Raw genomic sequence first — 18,577 nt, 5'->3', positions numbered from 1 at the left:
ACCTCACATAACTTGTCTAAATGATAATGAGATATCCTTTAATAACCAAAGTCCTAAGCTTTTATCAGAATATAACCCCCCATCTTCTGTACAACCCTCATTCACTAATAAAATTGGTTTTGGAAAATTAAACGGTGGTTGTTGCAAGTTTAAAACACGCCAAAAAGTTTCTTTAAGCTCCTCATTTAACCCTCTATTTACAAATGTTGTTGTTAATAGATAAGTAGCACCTGATTTTTTAAAATTAGCTATTACTTTAAATGCATCTTCAAAATTTAGGTGTACTAGTAAATCTCGTGAAAAAATAAGATCAGTTATTGGTAAAGTGTCTTTAGTTAGATTCAAAACTTTAAATATTCTTGTAGTATTACCAAATTCTTCTTTATTTTTTTCTATCAAAGCATCTACAATATCAACTCCAATATATTGTTCTACTTCAAGCTCTGTCTTTTGCATCCAATACCAATCACCACATGGAGCATCAAGAAAGGTTTTAATTTTAAATTCTCTAATAATCTTTGGTATCTCGTTTCTAACAATTTCCGTCTGTAATAGATCAGACCCTTCGCCAGAACGTGATACAGAGCCTCCAAAAATATTCTTATCATATACTTCAGAGAATTTATTCTTTAAGTTATTTTTTGATGCACTATCTAATCCTAAAAACTCAAAAAATGTTTTTTGCATATGCTCTAAAGTAAAGTCCATTAAAAAACAAGCAGTAGCATTTTTTGTCACTATTGCATATGAAGTTATATTTAGGATAGCATGTTCTAGTTTTTGCAAAACAACTAGAGAATCCATAGATGTACACAAAATCCCTGCATTATGCTTGGCTATATATCTAGTAGGTGATGCATAATATGGTGCATGACAAAAAACAGGACGACCAGCGGCAAAATAGGAGACCAATTTTCCAGGAAAACTATTGGTAGCCTCAAGACGATACTCTTCTGAAAACCAGTACGGCATGTACAGGAGATCTGAATCTTCTAAGAAATTGATGGTTTCTTCTTGTGACTGCCATCCTAGATATTCGAAATTAGTTGGCGTCTGAGTATATACCTGAAAGTGAGCCCCAAGGACTCTAAGACGAATTCGCCTTCCTGCTATAGACCAATTAACTTGATTTAGAGTATTAATAAGGCATTGCCATGCATCTTGTGCATATAATTGTCCTGCTATAGCAATGATAAATTCATTTCTATTCTCATGTGGTCTTGTTGCAGGTATCTTGGCAAATTTATTAGGTAAACTAGCAATTACAGGTATACTACGCACACCGTATTTATGCGAATAAGTCTTTGACATTGCCCATGAAGCAGATGCACATGACTTACTATGTTTTATGACCTCATCGAACTCTGCTAGAAGTCGTCGCCTAGTATATACATCAATATTATTCTCACGCAACCACCACTCGAAAGGATCCCATACTTGAGTAAATAATGGTAATGCTAACTTACAAGAAAGAGGTCTAGCTAAACGTACAATAGTTTGACCTTCCAACACCACCCATAATGCATCAACTTGCTGTTGTTTTGCAAAATTAACAATTTGCGGTAATATTGAGTATTTTACCCGCATTGCTTGAATTAACTCAAAGACAAGTGCTAGTAATCTACCTGCTTTGCCCCATAATCTCCTCGGAGCCATTTCCCGAGGTTTTATCAATTTAAGGTGAGGAATTATCTCTAATTCTTTAGGTATGATTGGTTTAAGGTGGGGGTGTACAATTGAGCAAATTGCAATTTGTTCAATTGGTAAAAACCGTATTAAACGGTCTAGCACTAATCCTGCAGTAAAATTATGACAAGGAGGCATATCTGTTAAAAGTAAAATTTTCATCTAGCAACAACCCTATTATAAATATCAGCTAACTTTTTAGCTTGGGCTTCATCTCCATAATGCAATTCAGCCATCATTCTACCTTTTTGTCCTCGCCGTTTACATTCATCCGGATTATCAATTAAGTGTTGTAGTGCTAAGTACAAAGCTTCTCCATCACGCATAGGTACTGCCAAACCAATATCTGGAGCAAAAGTAACGTCAGGCAATGAAGTACCTTCAAAAACAATTACAGGTTTACCGCAGGCCATTGCTTCAATTGCCATCATGCCAAATGCTTCTGCAACTGATGGCATTAAAAAAATATCTGCAGCTACCAATGCCTCCCGCACTAATTCTTCATCATTAGTCCAACCAAGATTTACTATCTGGAATCGGTCGGCAAATTGCTGTAATAATGCTCCTCCACTACTCAAAGTCAATAAGCAAATTGGCTGATTTGACTTAATACGTTCGAGTGCCTGAATAATATAAGGTACTCCTTTAAACTCATTTTGCTCTACCCGAAAGCATATTACCAAAGCATTTTCAGGAATATCAAATAGCTTTCGTGCATTTGGACAAGCAGCAGCAGAAAAGAAGTTTAAATCTAACCCAAATGGCACTAAATGAACTAGTTTATTCTCAAACATTGGTGAATTATTAACCATATCTTGCATCCATTTTGAGGCTACAATGATATCGAAATCAGATCTCTTGTAAGCTGCACGCTTATAATTAAATAAAAATCTAGTATTATCCTTAGCAAGTGGTATATGGCTAGTCAGGTCAGGACAATTACCACAACCAGTCATCCAACGTTTACAATCAAACGGATGAATACAATGTCCTGTCATAGCCCAAGGATCATGCAAAGTCCAAACCGTTGGCTTTAGCTTGGTAATCTTTGATAAATCTGATATAGAAAAATATCCTGAACTTATAATATGAAGGTGAATAAGATCAGCTTCTTTAAAGGCCGGCATTTTGATCATTCGCGAAGCGTTCAAATGCAGTATTGACTGTAAAGAAGTAATTCGTTCTATTTTATTAATTACCCGATTAATTTTTCGAGCTATTGCTCCTTCAAAAGTTAGTATTTCTGGATTTTGAGTATCCTTCTCCCAAATTAAATGACGAGATTCAATACCATATTTTTTGAGAAGTGGTGTTATAGATAATCCACTAAATCTACGACCTGGTGATTCGTATCCATTCACTTGCAGTATCTTCATTAAACTACTACTCATAAAATCTCAGCTATATTCTCTAATAATATTACCATCCTTATCAGTAAAATTACGTTTTTTCCACAGAGCTCTATGAGGTTTGTCAATAATATTATTAATAGATTCCCGAGGGGCTTTTGTATAGTAATATAAAATGATCGATTTACGATATTCACCTTCTGGAAATTTACATGGATCTGGTAAACCATGATAGCTTTTATCGTGCGTATCAAATGCAACAAGACGATTAAATAATGGAGCAAGCTTTTTTAAACAATTCTCGCCATTATTACTATAGATTCCAAATTCTCCTCCCCATCCTTCTTGCCATTTTGGGTTCAAATATATAATAACATTCATACGACGATTAAGTCCCGTTGCATCATGATAATTACCATCAACATGTACATCTAATAAACCATTTGGCATTGTGACATTAAGCCCTCCACCAGTAAAATATGGATCAGGCACAAGTTTTCTAATATTAAAAGTCTCTGATAAGGCTAAAAGAAATATAGACGAATTGAGCAAACGAATAGTATCAACAATAGCTTCCGGTATATCAAATTCTGATTTCCATATAGTCCTTTGTTTTATCTCAATATTTTCATCATAGCTTCTATCCCATATATCTTCATTAGGGGAAGGAAAATTATCTAAACAACTTTGAGCTAAATCAGCATGTAAAAAATTATCGATTACTAGGTGTTTAAATGGCTCAAGATAATACATACCATTATTTTTTGCATCAATAATCTTATTGCTTGCAAGTAGTGCAAACTCTTTCATTTGAGATTGAGAGAACCGACAAGGCAAATTAGCCTGAGATATTCTAGTCATACAAACCTTTATGTACATTTAGGTGGTACTAATTCACTTAAACCACACAACTCTATTAATATAATCCACGTAGCTCAAAACGATACGGAGTATTTTTTGAGATACTAAGCCAGCATTATAATCTGAAACGATTGTTTGTAAATGACTATATTTACTATGTTGTTTGGTTACAATACGCACAGCATCTAGAACCTTTTCTACTTTAAGACCACTCATTATCAAAACACCTTCATCCATACCCTCAGGTCTTTCGTGAGTATTACGAATGGTAATTGCTGGTAATTTAAGAAGAGAAGCTTCCTCAGTAATTGTACCACTATCAGATAAAATACAAAAAGCCTCCATTTGCAATTTGATGTAATCTAGAAAACCGAATGGTTTTAAAAACCGAATTTGTTTATCCAAACCTTTAATACCTAATTTTTCTAACAGCTGACGTGTACGAGGATGTGTTGATACAATCACGGGCATATCATATTCTTTAACCAACATCTGTAAAGTATTAAGTAAGTCCTGTAAATTGGCTGACACATCTACATTCTCTTCACGATGAATACTGACTAAAAAATATTGATGAGCTTGAAGTTCTAGCCTATCTAGCACATTTGATAGATGCACTTTAGGCATAAAATAACCTAACACTTCTTGCATATGCGAACCAGACTTGATAATTCGCTCTGGCGATACACCTTCGGCAATAAGGTAACGACGGGCATGTTCAGTTAGAACTATATTGATGTCGCTTAAATGGTCAACTACTTTACGATTTAGCTCTTCTGGTACTCTTTGATCAAAACAACGGTTGCCAGCTTCCATGTGAAAAACTGGTATCTTTTGCCTTTTGGCTGCGATAACTGAAAGGCAGGAGTTCGTATCACCATAAAGCAACAATGCATTTGGTTGTTCTTTTCCTAAAACCTCATCAGTTTTCTCAATAATGCGTGCAATGGTTTGTGTTGCATTACCACTAACAGCAGCTTCTAAAAAATAATCTGGTTTACGAATGTTAAGATCGTCAAAGAAAACCTGATTTAGTTCATAATCAAAATTTTGCCCTGTATGAACCAAAATATGGTTAGTATACTCATCAAACTCAGAAATTACTCTAGACATTTTAATAAGTTCTGGGCGAGTACCAATAATGGTCATTACTTTAAGCATTAAGTTGCTCTTTAATGAAGTCAAGTGTTAGTAAAAGTTTTTTAACTTGTTCTATATTCAATCTTTCTGTATTAGATGATGTATAGTCAGTTAGAGAAGCAACGTTTAGATCTCCTTCTACAAAAAACTTTGAATAATTGAGATCACGATTATCAGCAGGAATCTTGTAATAATTTCCTAAATCTTCAGCTTTAACCATCTCCTCACAAGAAATCAAAGATTCATAGATCTTTTCTCCATGACGCACACCAATTAAACGAATCTCATTATTAGCATTAAATAATCCTTTTATAGCATGAGCTAATACTTCAATCGTTGAAGCTGGAGATTTCTGCACAAAAATATCACCTTGTTGACCATGTTCAAAAGCATATAACACTAAATTTACAGAATCTTCAAGTGACATTAAGAAACGTGTCATATTTGGGTCGGTAATAGTTAGCGGTTTCCCCTCTTTAATTTGATTAACAAAAAGAGGTATTACTGAACCCCGGGAAGCCATTACATTACCATAACGAGTACAACACAGGATGGTATCTCCTTTAGAACTCATTCGAGCTTTAGCTATCAACAATTTTTCCATCATTGCTTTTGATAAACCCATGGCATTGATAGGATATACCGCCTTATCAGTACTGAGTACCACAACCCGCTCAACACCATTGGCAATAGCTGCATTCATCATATTTTCAGCTCCCAGTACATTAGTCCGTACTGCTTCCATCGGATAAAATTCACATGATGGGACTTGCTTCAAGGCTGCAGCATGGAACACATAATTAACATTTTTCATAGCATAGTAAATACTATCATAATTTCTTACGTCCCCAATATAAAACTTAAGCTTTGGATTATTGAAAGCAATCCTCATATCTTCTTGTTTTTTTTCATCCCGACTGAATATGCGAATTTCTTTAATATCACTTTCCAGTAATCGTTTCATCACTGTGTTACCAAATGACCCCGTACCTCCAGTAATCATTAAAATTTTATTAACAAACATTCTTACCTTTTATTTAAATTTATACATACGTTGAATTAACTCTGACCACTCAGGCGGTGCATATCCCGTTGCCTTATTAAAAAGCTCGGCATTAAGTGAGCGATCAATGACCAGTTCATTAGATGGAATTATTTCGATTGTTTTTTTATAAGTACTAGCCACAAGTTTTAACAAATCATATTTATTGATCGGTTTTGCTGCGACATGATAAAGTCCACACATATCGGGTCGCGGTATAACGATGTCACGAACTATTCTTGCTAATTCAATAGTTGGAAGTCCAGAGAACACGGCTTGAACAAACCCTCTAACTTGGTTTTTTTGTGCAAGAAACCAGCCAATGAGACTCTTACCTCCCGACAACTCATGTCCGATAATTGAAGTACGAAGTGTTATAGTGTTAGGATAACTTACTTCCCCTAAAAACTTTGAACGACCATAGAGATCATTAGCATCTGCAAAATCACTCTCTGTATAGTTACCCTTAGACCCAGAAAATACACAATCTGTACTAACATGTATAAAACGAGAGCCTATAGCTTGACATATTATACTAAGTCTATGAGGAAACAAAGCATTAATTGATAGTGCTTGTAGGTAATCATTTGCATCCTCTAGTTGTTTAATTAGCCCAATACAATTTACTACCACATCAGGTCGAATTGTTGCAAATAATTTAATAAGAGAATCATGATTTTCTATATTTACTGGGGCAATGAGTTGTTTAGATGACTCTTCAGAAAAATAACGGCAAGCACCATTATTCCTAGCTGTCCCGTAAACGTTAAGGTTATGATCTTCAGCCATAAACCTAAACATGGCATTGCCAAGCATGCCTGTTATACCAAGGATTAATATTTTCATAGATTATTCTTCAAGCTTTTATTCAGTTTTTGCTAGGATTCATGAGGTTACGTTATTATATCACCAAACTCATTCTTTAAAATAGATAACTTTTCCAAATCTTGTCATATTGTCGCCATCCGGTAATTTTAATTGTCACTATACAAGCCATTGGAACAGTTGGAGAATGGATGAAGCAACGGTTATTGAGTAGTTAGATTTGTAATGAGGCAATAGCCCTATTTCGAAACTAGAGTTTAAGGAAGAGAGGTGTTATAAGTACCTGATTTGGAGTAATTAAAAATAATTCTATCTTTAATCCTATTTTAATCCTTGACTCTTAAGACAGTATCAGAAGCATATTGGTTTATTATTTGGCATATATACACATATATCAAGGCATTTTTTACTTACATCTAGACCTATTATTTTATTCATGATATAATCTTCCTTCTTCTTATTGTGCAAGGCTACTGTATTTCAAGCACCTTCTGTAATTTGTTCAAAGCAAACCTTGTAAGAGGGTACTTATTCTGTGAACGACTATTTCTGTCTAGAACCTATCAAGTCACCCTCTTATAACTACTTATAACATGTTTTTAAGATATAAGAACCTAATTCAAGGTCTTTTTTTAAACTAGGGTTTTAACAGATATTAATTAAAAAACCCAACGGACTTGGTAAAACGTATATTTGCAACAAAACTGCTTTGCAATCTTTTAGCATTACAAATCACATTCTGAACCTGAATTGCCAAGTAAGAGCTTGTCCGCAAACTAAAATTAAGGTATGATGAAGTGAACAAAGTATTATTAGTAAGAAGTATAAAAGAATGAGCAGAAAAAATTATCCAACAGATTTAACAGATGAAGAATGGTTAAGGATAGAGGGTTTGTTTCAAGTATCGTATGTAAAGGGAGGTAGACCTTTAAAACATAGCAAAAGAGAGATTTTGAATGCAATTTTTTATGTATTACGTACTGGGTGTCAGTGGAGATATATGCCGCATGACTTTCCAATTTGGAAGACAGTATATGAACAATTTAGAAGATGGAAGAAGCAAGGTGTATTTGAACGTATGAACCATGAACTTATCAAGGATGTTAGACGAAAATTAGGTAGAAATGAGTATCCTAGTGCTTGCATAATAGATAGTCAGTCTGTCAAGACAACAGAAAAAGGGGAGCTAAAGGTTATGATGGAGCTAAGAAAATTAAGGGCAGAAAGAGGCATATTATTACCGATACACAAGGCTTTGTATTAGGTTGTTATGTCGGTTCTGCGAATGAGAATGATCGATACGGAGCTACAGTGCTACTCAGTAACATGCAAAAAGAGTACACTACTATTAAACAAATGTGGGCTGATATGGGGTATCAGTCTAAAGATTTAAAGGGTCTCATTAAGGAAAAGTATAACATAGATTTAGAAATTGTTAAACGCCCAGTGTGCAGATTTTGGATACCAAAAAATACACCACTAGAACTATTGCCAACAAGGGAAGTTGGGTTTAAAGTACAGCCAAGGCGATGGGTTGTTGAGAGAAGCTTTGCTTGGATAAATAGAAATAGAAGGCTCTCCAAGGAATATGATTTTCTTACTGATTCTAGTGAAAATATAATTTTTTTGGCTATGAGTCGATTACTTCTTCGTAGGATTACTTCTATTACTTAGTTTGCGGACAAGCTCTAAGTCGCTCCTATGCATCATTAATAGCCCTTTTAGATTTATAACTGGTAATTAGACGTTTACCATCATGCTCTAGATCGGCAATCCAAGTAAGATCATTGCCTATAACAGTAGGCTTATAGTTTTCCTCTGATAATATTTCTTCTTTCTTTTCTTTCTTGAGTGTTTTAAGCTTTGCTGCCACAATATAACGATAACCACCTTCATCGAGAGCTTGCAAGTTAGCTTTACTAAACATTGCACGATCAGCAATAAAACAGACATCTTTAACTTTAAGATACGCTTGCCAGCTATTTATTGCTTTAATTAACGTACTAACTTCTGCAGTGTTGCCACTAAATAATTCGTACCCCAGTGGCAGTCCATCCTCATTAGTTGCTAGGGCAAGAACTAATTGCGTAGTATTAAAGCGATGATCTTTACTATAGCCAAAGGCTCTTAGCTCATCTATTTCTACTGATTCAAAGTATAGTGTAGTGACATCAAAAAATACTAGGCTAATCTCTTTATTAGGAATCAGGGTTAGGGTGTTTTTAAAGCATAATTCTTTAATTTTAGGTATTTGCTCATGTAATTTGTCCATCATCCGATAAGTAGCATCTAGATCATGATGCCTGTCAAATTGATCGCTTAAATACTCAACTATCCCTTTTTTACTATTTGGTCTTACCATACGGGCTAACACTAAATCCTTCAGCATCCCAGCGTCACGTTTCCTTGCTAGTAACTGGTTAAAATGCATTTGATCATAAACATGCCCCCCTATTTGATGCACTCCTTCAACAACTCGCTTGACTTCTACAACCTCATTTAGTTTTACTTCGTTAACAGGTAGAATATCTTTTAACAGCTTGTTAGTTGGACGACCTCTTTTAACCTCGTTAGTATCATCAGTAAACAAATTCCCCTGCCCAGTTGCAGCTTCTCTCTCAGCTTTAATCTTGGCAATCAAATCCTGTGCTAAAGCGACTAATTTAGCTTCTTCTACTTCATCTACGAAGACTCCTAAATGACGTACTATACGCTGTTTGACGTTACCTTTACTATCACGATAACCTTCTACTATTTGGATAGATTGCCTTGGACTATTAGGACTTTTTTTACGACGTATGTACATATTAGGGCTATAAAATATGGGGCTATATTCAATTAATTAAATAATAAACAACATCGCAGTTAAAGTCAATAATAAAATATCTACTAGGCACAATAGAACGAGAGTACCACTTCACCTCCTTACTAATGCCACTTATAACAACTAATATCAAAAAATCTGCGGAAGTCAGGAAGAAAATGCCGCAAAGATTAGAGCAAATCCAAAATTAAGAGAGATAAGTAAACAATTAGTAGCAGAAGATTTAGCAACAGAAAATGTTAAGGAAAATCCTGTCCAAAATTTAACTATTTTGGCAAATGGTAGTAAGCAAGATAGTGAGGTATCTAGCACAACTAGTACGGTAGAAGAATTTAACAATTTTAGTCACTGTCTCTAGTTCAACACTACTAATAATAAATTTTATAAAAAATCACTAATTGTGAGCAAAAAGGTGTACTTCTCGGGTTAATAAAGATATGTGTGAAGATGACACTACGTGGTGTGGTGTTAAGCACCAAGGTTAGAAGCAACAATCGCAAAATTTTTAAATCTAACCTCAGTGTCTATTCTCTATAACCAAAATAGGGGTTAATTGTATGACGAGCAATATCAAAGATCAACAACAAAATCATTCAACAAATGAAAAAATAAATAATATCACTAATATTGCTGCACAAATACTTAGAGAAGTTTTGCAGAGCAATAATATAACTTATATAGAATTTATCGAAGTTCGTATAGGTTTAGAAGGAATTGAAATACTTGGCAAAGTTTTAGAAGATAATAAGCTTATAACCGCAATACGTCTTTGCGACAACGATATTGACCTTGAGGGACTAAGTCTGCTTATCGAACTGTTAGAGAATAATCATAGTTTGATTAATATAGATATTGAATATAATAATATCGGGGTTCAAGGACTAATCATACTAGATGAATTTCTAGAAAATAATAAAACCATAAAGCAAATAAGTCTTAGAGGCAATGATATTGGTGATGAGGGAGCGGATATACTGGCAGGAGTTCTAACAAATAATGAAATTGTAAAGCAAGTGGATATTGGTGGCAATAATATTACTGATAAAGGAGCAATCATACTAGCAAGATTTCTAAAAAATAATAACACTATAAAGAAAATATGTCTCAATAATAATATTATTGGTGATGTTGGGATTGTCCAGCTTGTTAAAGCTTTGGAAACTAATAGAACCATCAACCAAATAGACCTTAGCTATAACAATATTACTGATAATGGAGCAATAACACTGGTGGAACTTCTAGAGTTTAATAATAAAATTACAAGCAAAATAATAATAGATTTCACAGATTTTGACAATGAAAATATTAGTTATCAAGTAGAAGAGCTGTTAATTGAGACTCTAGAAAGCCACAACAAAAAACTGGAGGTATAATTTTAAAAATATTCATCTTTTAAAATTTAGAGATTAAATAGAAAATGGAGTGAAAAATTGACTATGAAGAATTTTAACCTACCCCAAACCTATAAAGCAGTCATGTATACTTTGTTTGGTAATCCGTCTGAGGTATTAAAAACTGTTAGATTAGAAATACCAACACTTCAGGATAATGAAATATTAGTTCAAATGCATGCATGTGCTATTAATCCTTCGGACTTACTAACTATTAGAGGAAGATATCCTGACAGAGTAGAGTTCCCTAAAATAGCTGGTTTTGAAGGAGTTGGAACTGTTCGTGTTGCTGGTAATGCTAATAATAATCACCTAATTAGTAAAAGGATACTGGCATTAAAAGGAAAAGGTACTTGGCAAGAATATAACATTATTCCAGCTCAAGAAGCTGTTTTAATACCTGATGAAATTGATAATCGAACAGCAGCACAATTATATATTAACCCTCTTACTTGCTGGTTAATATTAGTTGATAAATTAAAAATTGATAAAAGTGACACTCTTGTAATAAATGCTGGAAATTCAATTTGTGGACATATTATTGCTGGTTTTTCTAAAAGCTTGGGTTTTGATTTGATTTCAATTGTAAGGAGTGTTGAGAATAAAGTTAAACTGGAACAACTTGGTTTGAAGAAAGTGATTAACTCAAACGAAGAAGATATTACTAAGGCTATTTTAAAATTTACAAATAACAAAGGGGTTGATTATGCTTTAGATGCAATTGGTGGTGATGCAGGAGCAACACTGTTAAAAGCAGTTAATCCTGGTGGTAAATTTTTGCAATATGGTTTAATGTCTGGGCAACAACTTCCAGCCTTTTTCTTTACTGACGCAATGGAGAAAAATGTACAATTTGAATTTTATCATTTACGAGATTGGGTGTATAGTGAACCAGTAAGCTATAGACAGCAAATATTTAAACAAATGATAGAGAGTTTTGTTATGGCAGATATAAAAATGCCTATAGATACTGAGTACAATATAGATCAAATTGTAGAAGCTGTTACTATTGCAGAATCCGAGGGAAGAAATGGTAAAATCCTACTTAATTTTGAGCTTAATACAAGTAGCGATACCGCAGAAAAATGCATGTACTATTGTTGGTGAGAACTATGAAGTATATGATTCATAAGGGAGTTTGGGCTTGTGTAATTCATAGACCTTGTTACAAATAGTAAATAATATTGATGCAATTAAAAAGGTATCTATTACACTAGAAAAGAGCATGTTTTGCTTGCAACAATATCACGGTCCTCAAATGAAATCTTAAATGTTATAGAAAAGATTTCTTGTATATAGGTGAATTTGCAAAATTCTTTTTGCAATATCTATGCCGATTGTAGTAATCTACATTATAGATAGCTGCATTACAAATATATGAAAACTGTTTTACCTGAACGCTCCCTGATAATTCAAGAAAGACTTGATAATATCGTCAAAGAAATTCTCGCTGTATCAAAGCATAAGATTGCGATGATTATTTTATTTGGCTCTTACGCTAGAGGCGATTGGGTACAAGATGAGTATAAAAAAGGTCATATTACCTATAGCTATCAAAGTGATCTCGATATTATGTTAGTCATGAAGAAAGGCAAACATGCCGGTCTTGCCGGGTTAGCAATAGAAGATAAAATAGAAAGAAGGTTGGAAAAAAAATCATTAAGAAGTCCTTTTGAGTTATGGGTAACTTTGGTGCTAGAATCAATTAAGACGGTAAATACTCAGCTTGAAAAAGGGCATTATTTCTTTTCTGATATAAAAAAAGAAGGAATTCTCTTATATGATAGCGGTGAATTTCAGCTGGCGGAAGCTAAAAACTTACCCTGGGGAGAAAGAAGACAAATAGCTAAAGAAGATTATGAATACTGGTTTGAAAGAGGTGTAGAGTGTATAGATGCAAGTAATATATTTTTACAAAGAAATAGCTTTAATAAGTGTGCTTTTGAGTTACACCAAGCTACTGAGTGTTTTTATAATGCTATCCTATTAGTCTTTTCTGGCTATAAACCTAAACTACACGATATAAGAAAATTAGGTAGTATAGCCGGAAATTACAATGAAGAATTATGGCAGATATTTCCTCATTCTAGCGTTGAGCAAAGGCAATGTTTTAGATTACTTGAACAGGCTTATGTTGAGGCTCGCTATAACAAAGATTATAGAATAACTAAAGAACAGCTACTTTACCTTATTGATAGAGTTAAAAAATTAAAAACAGTGACGGAAAAAATTTGCTTGGAAAGGATTAATAAAGAGGTAATTTAAGCTCCTTAATATAGACAAAGTAAGTCTATAAACACAATGACCTGTAAGTTTGAGGATATTGGGGTATAGTAGTTTTGTTGTTATGAATTATTATAACAATCTTTGCGGTGTTGAATTACTAGTATATTAATTGCTGTATCTACTATTTGATAAATCGCTCTATAATCACCAATTCTGAGGGAACGGCAATCTTTGAAGCTATGTTTTAAAGGTTTACCAAATTTTATCGGATCAGATAATAGCTTTTTTTCAATGGTTATCTTTTAACCCCGATATTAATAAGTTTTACTGAGTGGATGTTTAATTTATCTGAGAAAAATGGTTATAAAACAGTTATCGCGGTAGCTAATAAGCTAGCAAGGGTGGTATTTGCAGTACTCAGTTCAGGTAATGATTATACCGAGAGTAAAGTTTGTAGTTAAAAAACTGCTCCAAATAATTGATGAAATGACATTATAGGTAATAAAAGTTTAACAAATTCCAATCCGGAATATGCGAAAAATGATAATATTGATGGTAAATAAGACGAACCTTAGCTTACGAAAAAACTGAATGTAGCAATGGCTCTTTAGAAGTCGATGGTATGATAAGTATAAGTTTGTAAGCCAGCGAATTTCATCAGGGCTATAGGGTAAATTGCTTGATTTCTTGTCTATAAGCCGGATAATTTATTTTTCAACAATCTCATTATATGAAAAAATTTTTAACATTATTCATATTACTAATTATTTATAGTAATACTTTTGCTCAAGAACAAGTATTTAATTTAATCACCCCTATTAGTTATTTTGTCAATCATGAGCAACAACTTAAAATCCTTGATGAATATTTAAGTAAATATAGACAAGCAAGTATAGTTGGTACTAGTGGTATAGGTAAAACTCAACTGATTAGGATGTATGGTTATGGGAATAAAAATAATTACGATATAATTTGGTTTTTTGATTGTAACTTAGACCTTAATGAACAATTTGTAAAATTAGCCAAGCAACTTAATATGGTTAAACAAACTAATATATCTGAAAAAGTTGCTTTGGCAAAAAAAGCAGTAATATCATATTTAACCCCTACTAATAAATGGTTATTAGTGTTTGATAATTTAAAAGTTAATGAAAATAAGCAAGTGCAAGATTTAGTTGAATGGGAACATAATGGTCATGTCGTGTTTTGTTCGCAAGATAATGAAAAGTTACCTAATATTATAGCAACGCCCATACTTGATGAGTCTACTACTATAGCTTTAGCTAATAACTTATTGGATAATAAAGATAAAAACAGTATCGAATTTTTAACGCAATCTTTTAGTGGTTATCCAATATTGATAGTGCAAGGAACTCAATTACTTAACAAAATTAAAGGTTTAGATAAAGAGGAATATAAAAAGAAAATCTATCAATCAACTGATAAAATAACAACAAATATTAAAATGGCTATTCAAGAATTAAAACCTAGTGCAGTAAGTTTACTTAATAAAATAGCTTTACTCAATAATCAAAGTTTCTCAAAACAGCTGCTTACCATCATTACTGATAATACAAATACTTTAGATGATGATATATATCAATTATCTAAATTTATGCTAATCAGTAATATTGATCCTAACAAGGATAATCCTATTTTTGAAATGCATGATATAATCAGCAATAAAATAATGGAATTAAATGGTGATAATAATAAAATATATTTAGAAAATATTATTAACAAATTACCTAAATTTAAAGGTCCTTATTCAGGATATTTGTGGAAAAGCACCAAAACTATACCAGAAAACTTAGAAATCCTTCTAAATAATTCTGAAAAATATAATATTAATCTATCCGCAATACTTATCTTAAGGGTGGAGTTATTTGCTCTACACGCAAACACCTACCCCAACAAAGTCAAACAAATGTTTGATTGGTTTTATCAAAAAGAGAAAAATAAGGAATTTAAATTATGGCAAGTGCCTGAATCTCAAAAATGTTATTATGCTAGGTACTTAGGAATAGTGGGAGCGTATTATAAAACAATATTAATGGATTTTAACACAGCAATTTCTTATTTTACCAAAGCATTAAATATTCTAGATAAGCTTGATAATGAAGCTGATTATTACGCTATTAAATTAAATCTTCTCTCTAATCTAGCTATGACTTATATATTCTTAGGTGAAATAAAAATAACTGAAGAACTTTTAAAAAAGATAGAAAAGCTAGTAAAATCAAGAGTAATACAAGAAGATGAAATATATACACTATATATTATAAAAGCTTCATTCTTTGAGATGCAAGGTCACTATCAAGAAGCTTTAGAGTGTGTAGATAAAGTTATTGAAATATTTATAAAAAATGGTCATAATATTAATGACTCATACGCTTTTACAATTTATATGTATAGAGCATATATGTTAAATTTTTTGGGTAGATATCAAGAAGCTTATACTCAGGTTCAATCATTATATAACTCAATACACAATGAGTATGAAGATGGAGATATTTATGCAATAATGGCAAGAAGTGCATTAGGTTTAGGTAAAGTAGATCAAGCTTATGAATATATTAGTAATGCTATCCTCCTGTTCTTAGCAGAAGACAAGAAAAATGCAGAGAACACAAATTATTCTAAAAATCGTTATTTAGCAGATGCTTATGTAGTACAAGGTGATATTTTATTTGCTCAAGATAAACTGAATCAAGCTATAGAATCTTATAAAAAAGCTTTTGTTATATATCATTATTTATATGGAGATAGAAGTCAAAATGTTGCCCAAATGAGTTATTTGTATAATCATGGAGCAAAAACTGCCTGTAAAAGCAAAGATTTATATAATTACAAATTTTTTGGCAAGCCACAAATTAAGGAATTTGGCATACACCACCTTAATACAGTTGATATGTTTGAATATTGCAAACAATATAACATGGATTTGTGGGTCAAGAACAATTAAGCATTAAGGTTCTTCTAGGAAACAAATCAATCAATCTGCTAAATTTTCACATTTTTAGCAAAGTATATCCTAGATTTTTTGCTTGTTTTTCTAAATTAAAGATTTAACTGGTGTAGAAAGCTTAGGGATATCTTTGTATATAACTTGATCTGAATAGAGAAGATTATACATTATTTCCAAGTGTCCGTATGACTAATCCATTCCTTAGTATTACCATCCTTTCATCTGCTAATTTAGCTAATATTTTGTCCTCTTGAAGTTCTAGACTAGTTATAATAAGACCTTTTGCTACTTTAGATAGGGATTCATACATTATTTTTAACGTTCTATAACTTGCCTCAAATACAAAATCTCTTTTACCTAATATGAACATATATGTTAAGTGCTATAATAATCGTTTAGCTGCCATAAGATTTATTTGTTATGACTCAATTGTATCATATCTGATACAGAATATCAATAAGGAGATCGATGTAAACAGTGGTATTCGGTTAAGTTTTTAACTTATCTATTTTAAAGCAAACTCATAATAAATCAAAAAGACCCATATTTAGACTTAGAGCGTAATAATTCAAAAAACTTCCTATACCATAATGATACTAAAAAGCCGTGTAATAGCCTTAAAATAATAAATAGGGGTATCTATGATAAACCACTTGATAAAGTTACTCCTGCTACGAGTTAAAACAATTATTTTTACAATAACCAAAAATTATTAATGCTAAAAAAATGTGACAGACAAAGCAACAAAATCAATAATTTTAGTTCGTGTTTCAACAAGGGAGCAAGAAGAAGGGTATTCAATTGAAGCTCAAAAATATAGATTAGTAGAATATTGCCAACGTAAAAATCTTGAAGTTATCGAAACTTTTGAAATTATCGAATCTTCAAGTAGAGGTGATCGCAAACAATTTAAAGAGATGATCAAGTTTGCTAAAAGCCATAGAGAAACAATTGCTATAGTTGCTGATAAAGTAGATCGTGTTCAAAGAAGAATCTCAGAAATTTCATTACTAGAAGAACCAATAAAAGCTGGTAAAATAGAATTACACTTTAGAACAGAAGGTTATGTAATAAACAAAGATTCTCAATCCCATGCAAGGCTAATGTGGGGGATGAACGTATTAATGGCACAATCTTACGTTGATAGTTTAAGTGATAACGTTAAAAGGAGTCTAGATCATAAATTACGTAAAGGACAATGGATAGATCCAGCACCCCTTGGGTATCTAAATAGCAGAGACGCAAGTGGCAATAGTATAATAATTCTTGATCAGTCTAGAGCTTTTATTATCAAAAAACTATTTGAAGAATATGCGAGCGGGGTCTATACTCTTAGGTCTATGGTAAACATGGCTAAAGAATTAGGCTTAAGAAGTAAAAAGAATTGTCACCTAAATAAAACTGTTATACATCGTTTAATACAACAACCATTTTATTACGGTGAAATGAGAGTAAAAGGAGAGATGTGGTCACATGGTTATCAACCTATTATAACAAGAGAGATTTTTATGGCATGTAAAGATGTACGTTTAGGCTGGAAGAAGAAGCCATTCAAATATGGTGGGAAAGATTTTCTCTTTAGAGGATTAATCACCTGTGCAGTAACTGGCAAAATGGTAACATCTGAAATTCATAGTAAAACATATCCAAACGGTAAAGTGGATGAATGGACATATTTAGCTACTTGGGATCCACAGAACTTAGACAAGAAAATATATATAAGGGAAGATGAGGTTTTAAAGCAAATAGAAGAGGTTTTTAAAAGAATAGGTATAAGAGACCCGGAAATGCTAAAAGAGACCCTTGCATACCTAAGAAACACTAATGAGCTAAAAAAAACTGAGCATGACCAAGCAACCTCTATGTTAAAGAAAGAACATACCGAAAATGAGAATAGATTAAATTCATTAATAGATTTGCGACTCAATGGAGAACTTAGTACAGAAGAATTTCAAAGAAAAAAACAACAATTAAAAGATCGTCAATATGAAATTGATCGTTTACTAAAAACTTATGATGAAGCAGACGATAAATTTACTGATACCGCTACAACGCTAATAACTCTAGCATCTGAGGCCTATGAAACTTTTAAAGGTTCTGAAAGCCCTCAAAAACGCAAAATGATAAATTTCGTATTTCAGAACCTTAAACGTCAGGGGCAAAAAACTTGAGACCTCTCTACGTTTCCCGTTCGATATTTTTGAAAAAACGACAACTTGTACTACAGTGGCGGGGAGCATGGTATACGTTGAGAACTTTTTACCA

Annotated in this window: 16 protein-coding genes; 6 read left to right on the top strand and 10 right to left on the bottom strand. The window is 32.8% G+C overall.

The window, feature by feature from the left end; genetic code table 11:
* Positions 1-3: 3 nt before the first annotated feature.
* Genes AAGD53_RS03100 through AAGD53_RS03075 form a run of 6 tightly spaced genes read right to left on the bottom strand, consistent with a single transcriptional unit; the run spans position 4 to position 6,924 of the window.
* Positions 4-1,848: a hypothetical protein gene (locus AAGD53_RS03100; RefSeq protein WP_341763238.1), complete on the bottom strand. Its 1,845-nt coding sequence runs from the start codon at positions 1,846-1,848 to the stop codon at positions 4-6.
* Positions 1,845-3,077: a glycosyltransferase family 4 protein gene (locus tag AAGD53_RS03095; protein WP_341763237.1), complete on the bottom strand. Its 1,233-nt coding sequence runs from the start codon at positions 3,075-3,077 to the stop codon at positions 1,845-1,847. Before AAGD53_RS03095 ends, AAGD53_RS03100 begins: the two co-directional genes overlap by 4 nt.
* 6 nt (positions 3,078-3,083) lie before the next feature.
* A complete protein-coding gene (locus tag AAGD53_RS03090; protein ID WP_341763236.1) occupies positions 3,084-3,896 on the bottom strand; it encodes a 2OG-Fe(II) oxygenase in 813 nt (270 codons plus the stop codon).
* A 33-nt stretch (positions 3,897-3,929) separates the two neighbouring features.
* Entirely contained in the window at positions 3,930-5,057 is a 1,128-nt protein-coding gene (gene wecB / locus AAGD53_RS03085) for a non-hydrolyzing UDP-N-acetylglucosamine 2-epimerase (RefSeq protein WP_341761267.1), read from the bottom strand.
* Entirely contained in the window at positions 5,050-6,060 is a 1,011-nt protein-coding gene (locus tag AAGD53_RS03080) for a polysaccharide biosynthesis protein (protein ID WP_341761268.1), read from the bottom strand. The genes wecB and AAGD53_RS03080 overlap by 8 nt, the downstream gene beginning before the upstream one ends.
* A gap of 9 nt (positions 6,061-6,069) precedes the next feature.
* The gene (locus tag AAGD53_RS03075) at positions 6,070-6,924 is read right to left on the bottom strand and encodes an SDR family oxidoreductase (protein ID WP_341763235.1); all 855 of its coding nucleotides are present in this window, start codon (positions 6,922-6,924) and stop codon (positions 6,070-6,072) included.
* A gap of 811 nt (positions 6,925-7,735) precedes the next feature.
* On the opposite strand from AAGD53_RS03075, the gene AAGD53_RS03070 reads away from it, so the two are divergent.
* A protein-coding gene (locus tag AAGD53_RS03070) for an IS5 family transposase (RefSeq protein WP_341762384.1) occupies positions 7,736-8,577 on the top strand; the annotation gives its coding sequence in 2 pieces (ribosomal slippage) (positions 7,736-8,108 and positions 8,108-8,577; 843 coding nt in all).
* Positions 8,578-8,602: 25 nt separating this feature from the next.
* Here the strand turns inward: AAGD53_RS03070 and AAGD53_RS03065 are convergent.
* Both AAGD53_RS03065 and AAGD53_RS03060 read right to left on the bottom strand, forming a co-directional pair.
* Complete coding sequence (locus AAGD53_RS03065; RefSeq protein WP_341763234.1) at positions 8,603-9,709, bottom strand: IS1634 family transposase; 1,107 nt, start codon at positions 9,707-9,709, stop codon at positions 8,603-8,605.
* Positions 9,710-9,874: 165 nt separating this feature from the next.
* Positions 9,875-10,039 (bottom strand): hypothetical protein, encoded by a 165-nt coding sequence (locus AAGD53_RS03060; RefSeq protein ID WP_341763233.1) that lies wholly within the window; start codon positions 10,037-10,039, stop codon positions 9,875-9,877.
* A 245-nt stretch (positions 10,040-10,284) separates the two neighbouring features.
* Here AAGD53_RS03060 and AAGD53_RS03055 point away from each other — a divergent pair, with 245 nt between their 5' ends.
* From AAGD53_RS03055 to AAGD53_RS03045, 3 genes are all read left to right on the top strand, one after another.
* Entirely contained in the window at positions 10,285-11,100 is an 816-nt protein-coding gene (locus tag AAGD53_RS03055; protein ID WP_341763232.1) for a hypothetical protein, read from the top strand.
* A 63-nt stretch (positions 11,101-11,163) separates the two neighbouring features.
* Entirely contained in the window at positions 11,164-12,225 is a 1,062-nt protein-coding gene (locus tag AAGD53_RS03050) for a zinc-dependent alcohol dehydrogenase family protein (protein ID WP_341763231.1), read from the top strand.
* A 270-nt stretch (positions 12,226-12,495) separates the two neighbouring features.
* Positions 12,496-13,383, top strand: coding sequence for a HEPN domain-containing protein (locus tag AAGD53_RS03045; protein WP_341763230.1), 888 nt, complete (start codon positions 12,496-12,498; stop codon positions 13,381-13,383).
* Positions 13,384-13,463: 80 nt separating this feature from the next.
* Here AAGD53_RS03045 and AAGD53_RS07735 read toward each other — a convergent pair whose 3' ends face one another.
* On the bottom strand, positions 13,464-13,556 hold the full coding sequence (locus tag AAGD53_RS07735) for a type II toxin-antitoxin system RelE family toxin (RefSeq protein ID WP_375331554.1): 93 nt from the start codon (positions 13,554-13,556) through the stop codon (positions 13,464-13,466).
* Between the two features lie 518 nt (positions 13,557-14,074).
* On the opposite strand from AAGD53_RS07735, the gene AAGD53_RS03040 reads away from it, so the two are divergent.
* Positions 14,075-16,309 carry a tetratricopeptide repeat protein gene (locus AAGD53_RS03040; RefSeq protein ID WP_341763229.1) on the top strand — a complete coding sequence of 745 codons (2,235 nt, stop codon included), beginning with the start codon at positions 14,075-14,077 and terminating at the stop codon, positions 16,307-16,309.
* Positions 16,310-16,472: 163 nt separating this feature from the next.
* On the opposite strand, the gene AAGD53_RS03035 is transcribed toward AAGD53_RS03040, so the two are convergent.
* Positions 16,473-16,682, bottom strand: a complete 210-nt coding sequence (locus tag AAGD53_RS03035; RefSeq protein WP_341763228.1) for a hypothetical protein — start codon at positions 16,680-16,682, stop codon at positions 16,473-16,475.
* 358 nt (positions 16,683-17,040) lie between these two features.
* Between AAGD53_RS03035 and AAGD53_RS03030 the strand changes: the two genes are divergently transcribed.
* Entirely contained in the window at positions 17,041-18,483 is a 1,443-nt protein-coding gene (locus tag AAGD53_RS03030; RefSeq protein WP_341763227.1) for a recombinase family protein, read from the top strand.
* The last annotated feature ends 94 nt before the right edge of the window (positions 18,484-18,577 follow it).

It is taken from the genome of Candidatus Tisiphia endosymbiont of Melanophora roralis, assembly GCF_964026575.1.
Classification (GTDB): Bacteria; Pseudomonadota; Alphaproteobacteria; order Rickettsiales; family Rickettsiaceae; genus Tisiphia.
Note: the sequence above shows the minus strand (reverse complement) of the source record. Positions and strands in the feature narration are given on the sequence as shown.

Coding starts and splice junctions, on each gene's coding strand:
- AAGD53_RS03100 (WP_341763238.1), bottom strand. CDS start 1,848: ATGAAAATTTTACTTTTAACAGATATGCCTCCTTGTCATAATTTTACT.
- AAGD53_RS03095 (WP_341763237.1), bottom strand. CDS start 3,077: ATGAGTAGTAGTTTAATGAAGATACTGCAAGTGAATGGATACGAATCA.
- AAGD53_RS03090 (WP_341763236.1), bottom strand. CDS start 3,896: ATGACTAGAATATCTCAGGCTAATTTGCCTTGTCGGTTCTCTCAATCT.
- wecB (WP_341761267.1), bottom strand. CDS start 5,057: ATGCTTAAAGTAATGACCATTATTGGTACTCGCCCAGAACTTATTAAA.
- AAGD53_RS03080 (WP_341761268.1), bottom strand. CDS start 6,060: ATGTTTGTTAATAAAATTTTAATGATTACTGGAGGTACGGGGTCATTT.
- AAGD53_RS03075 (WP_341763235.1), bottom strand. CDS start 6,924: ATGAAAATATTAATCCTTGGTATAACAGGCATGCTTGGCAATGCCATG.
- AAGD53_RS03065 (WP_341763234.1), bottom strand. CDS start 9,709: ATGTACATACGTCGTAAAAAAAGTCCTAATAGTCCAAGGCAATCTATC.
- AAGD53_RS03055 (WP_341763232.1), top strand. CDS start 10,285: ATGACGAGCAATATCAAAGATCAACAACAAAATCATTCAACAAATGAA.
- AAGD53_RS03050 (WP_341763231.1), top strand. CDS start 11,164: ATGAAGAATTTTAACCTACCCCAAACCTATAAAGCAGTCATGTATACT.
- AAGD53_RS03045 (WP_341763230.1), top strand. CDS start 12,496: ATGAAAACTGTTTTACCTGAACGCTCCCTGATAATTCAAGAAAGACTT.
- AAGD53_RS03040 (WP_341763229.1), top strand. CDS start 14,075: ATGAAAAAATTTTTAACATTATTCATATTACTAATTATTTATAGTAAT.
- AAGD53_RS03035 (WP_341763228.1), bottom strand. CDS start 16,682: ATGTTCATATTAGGTAAAAGAGATTTTGTATTTGAGGCAAGTTATAGA.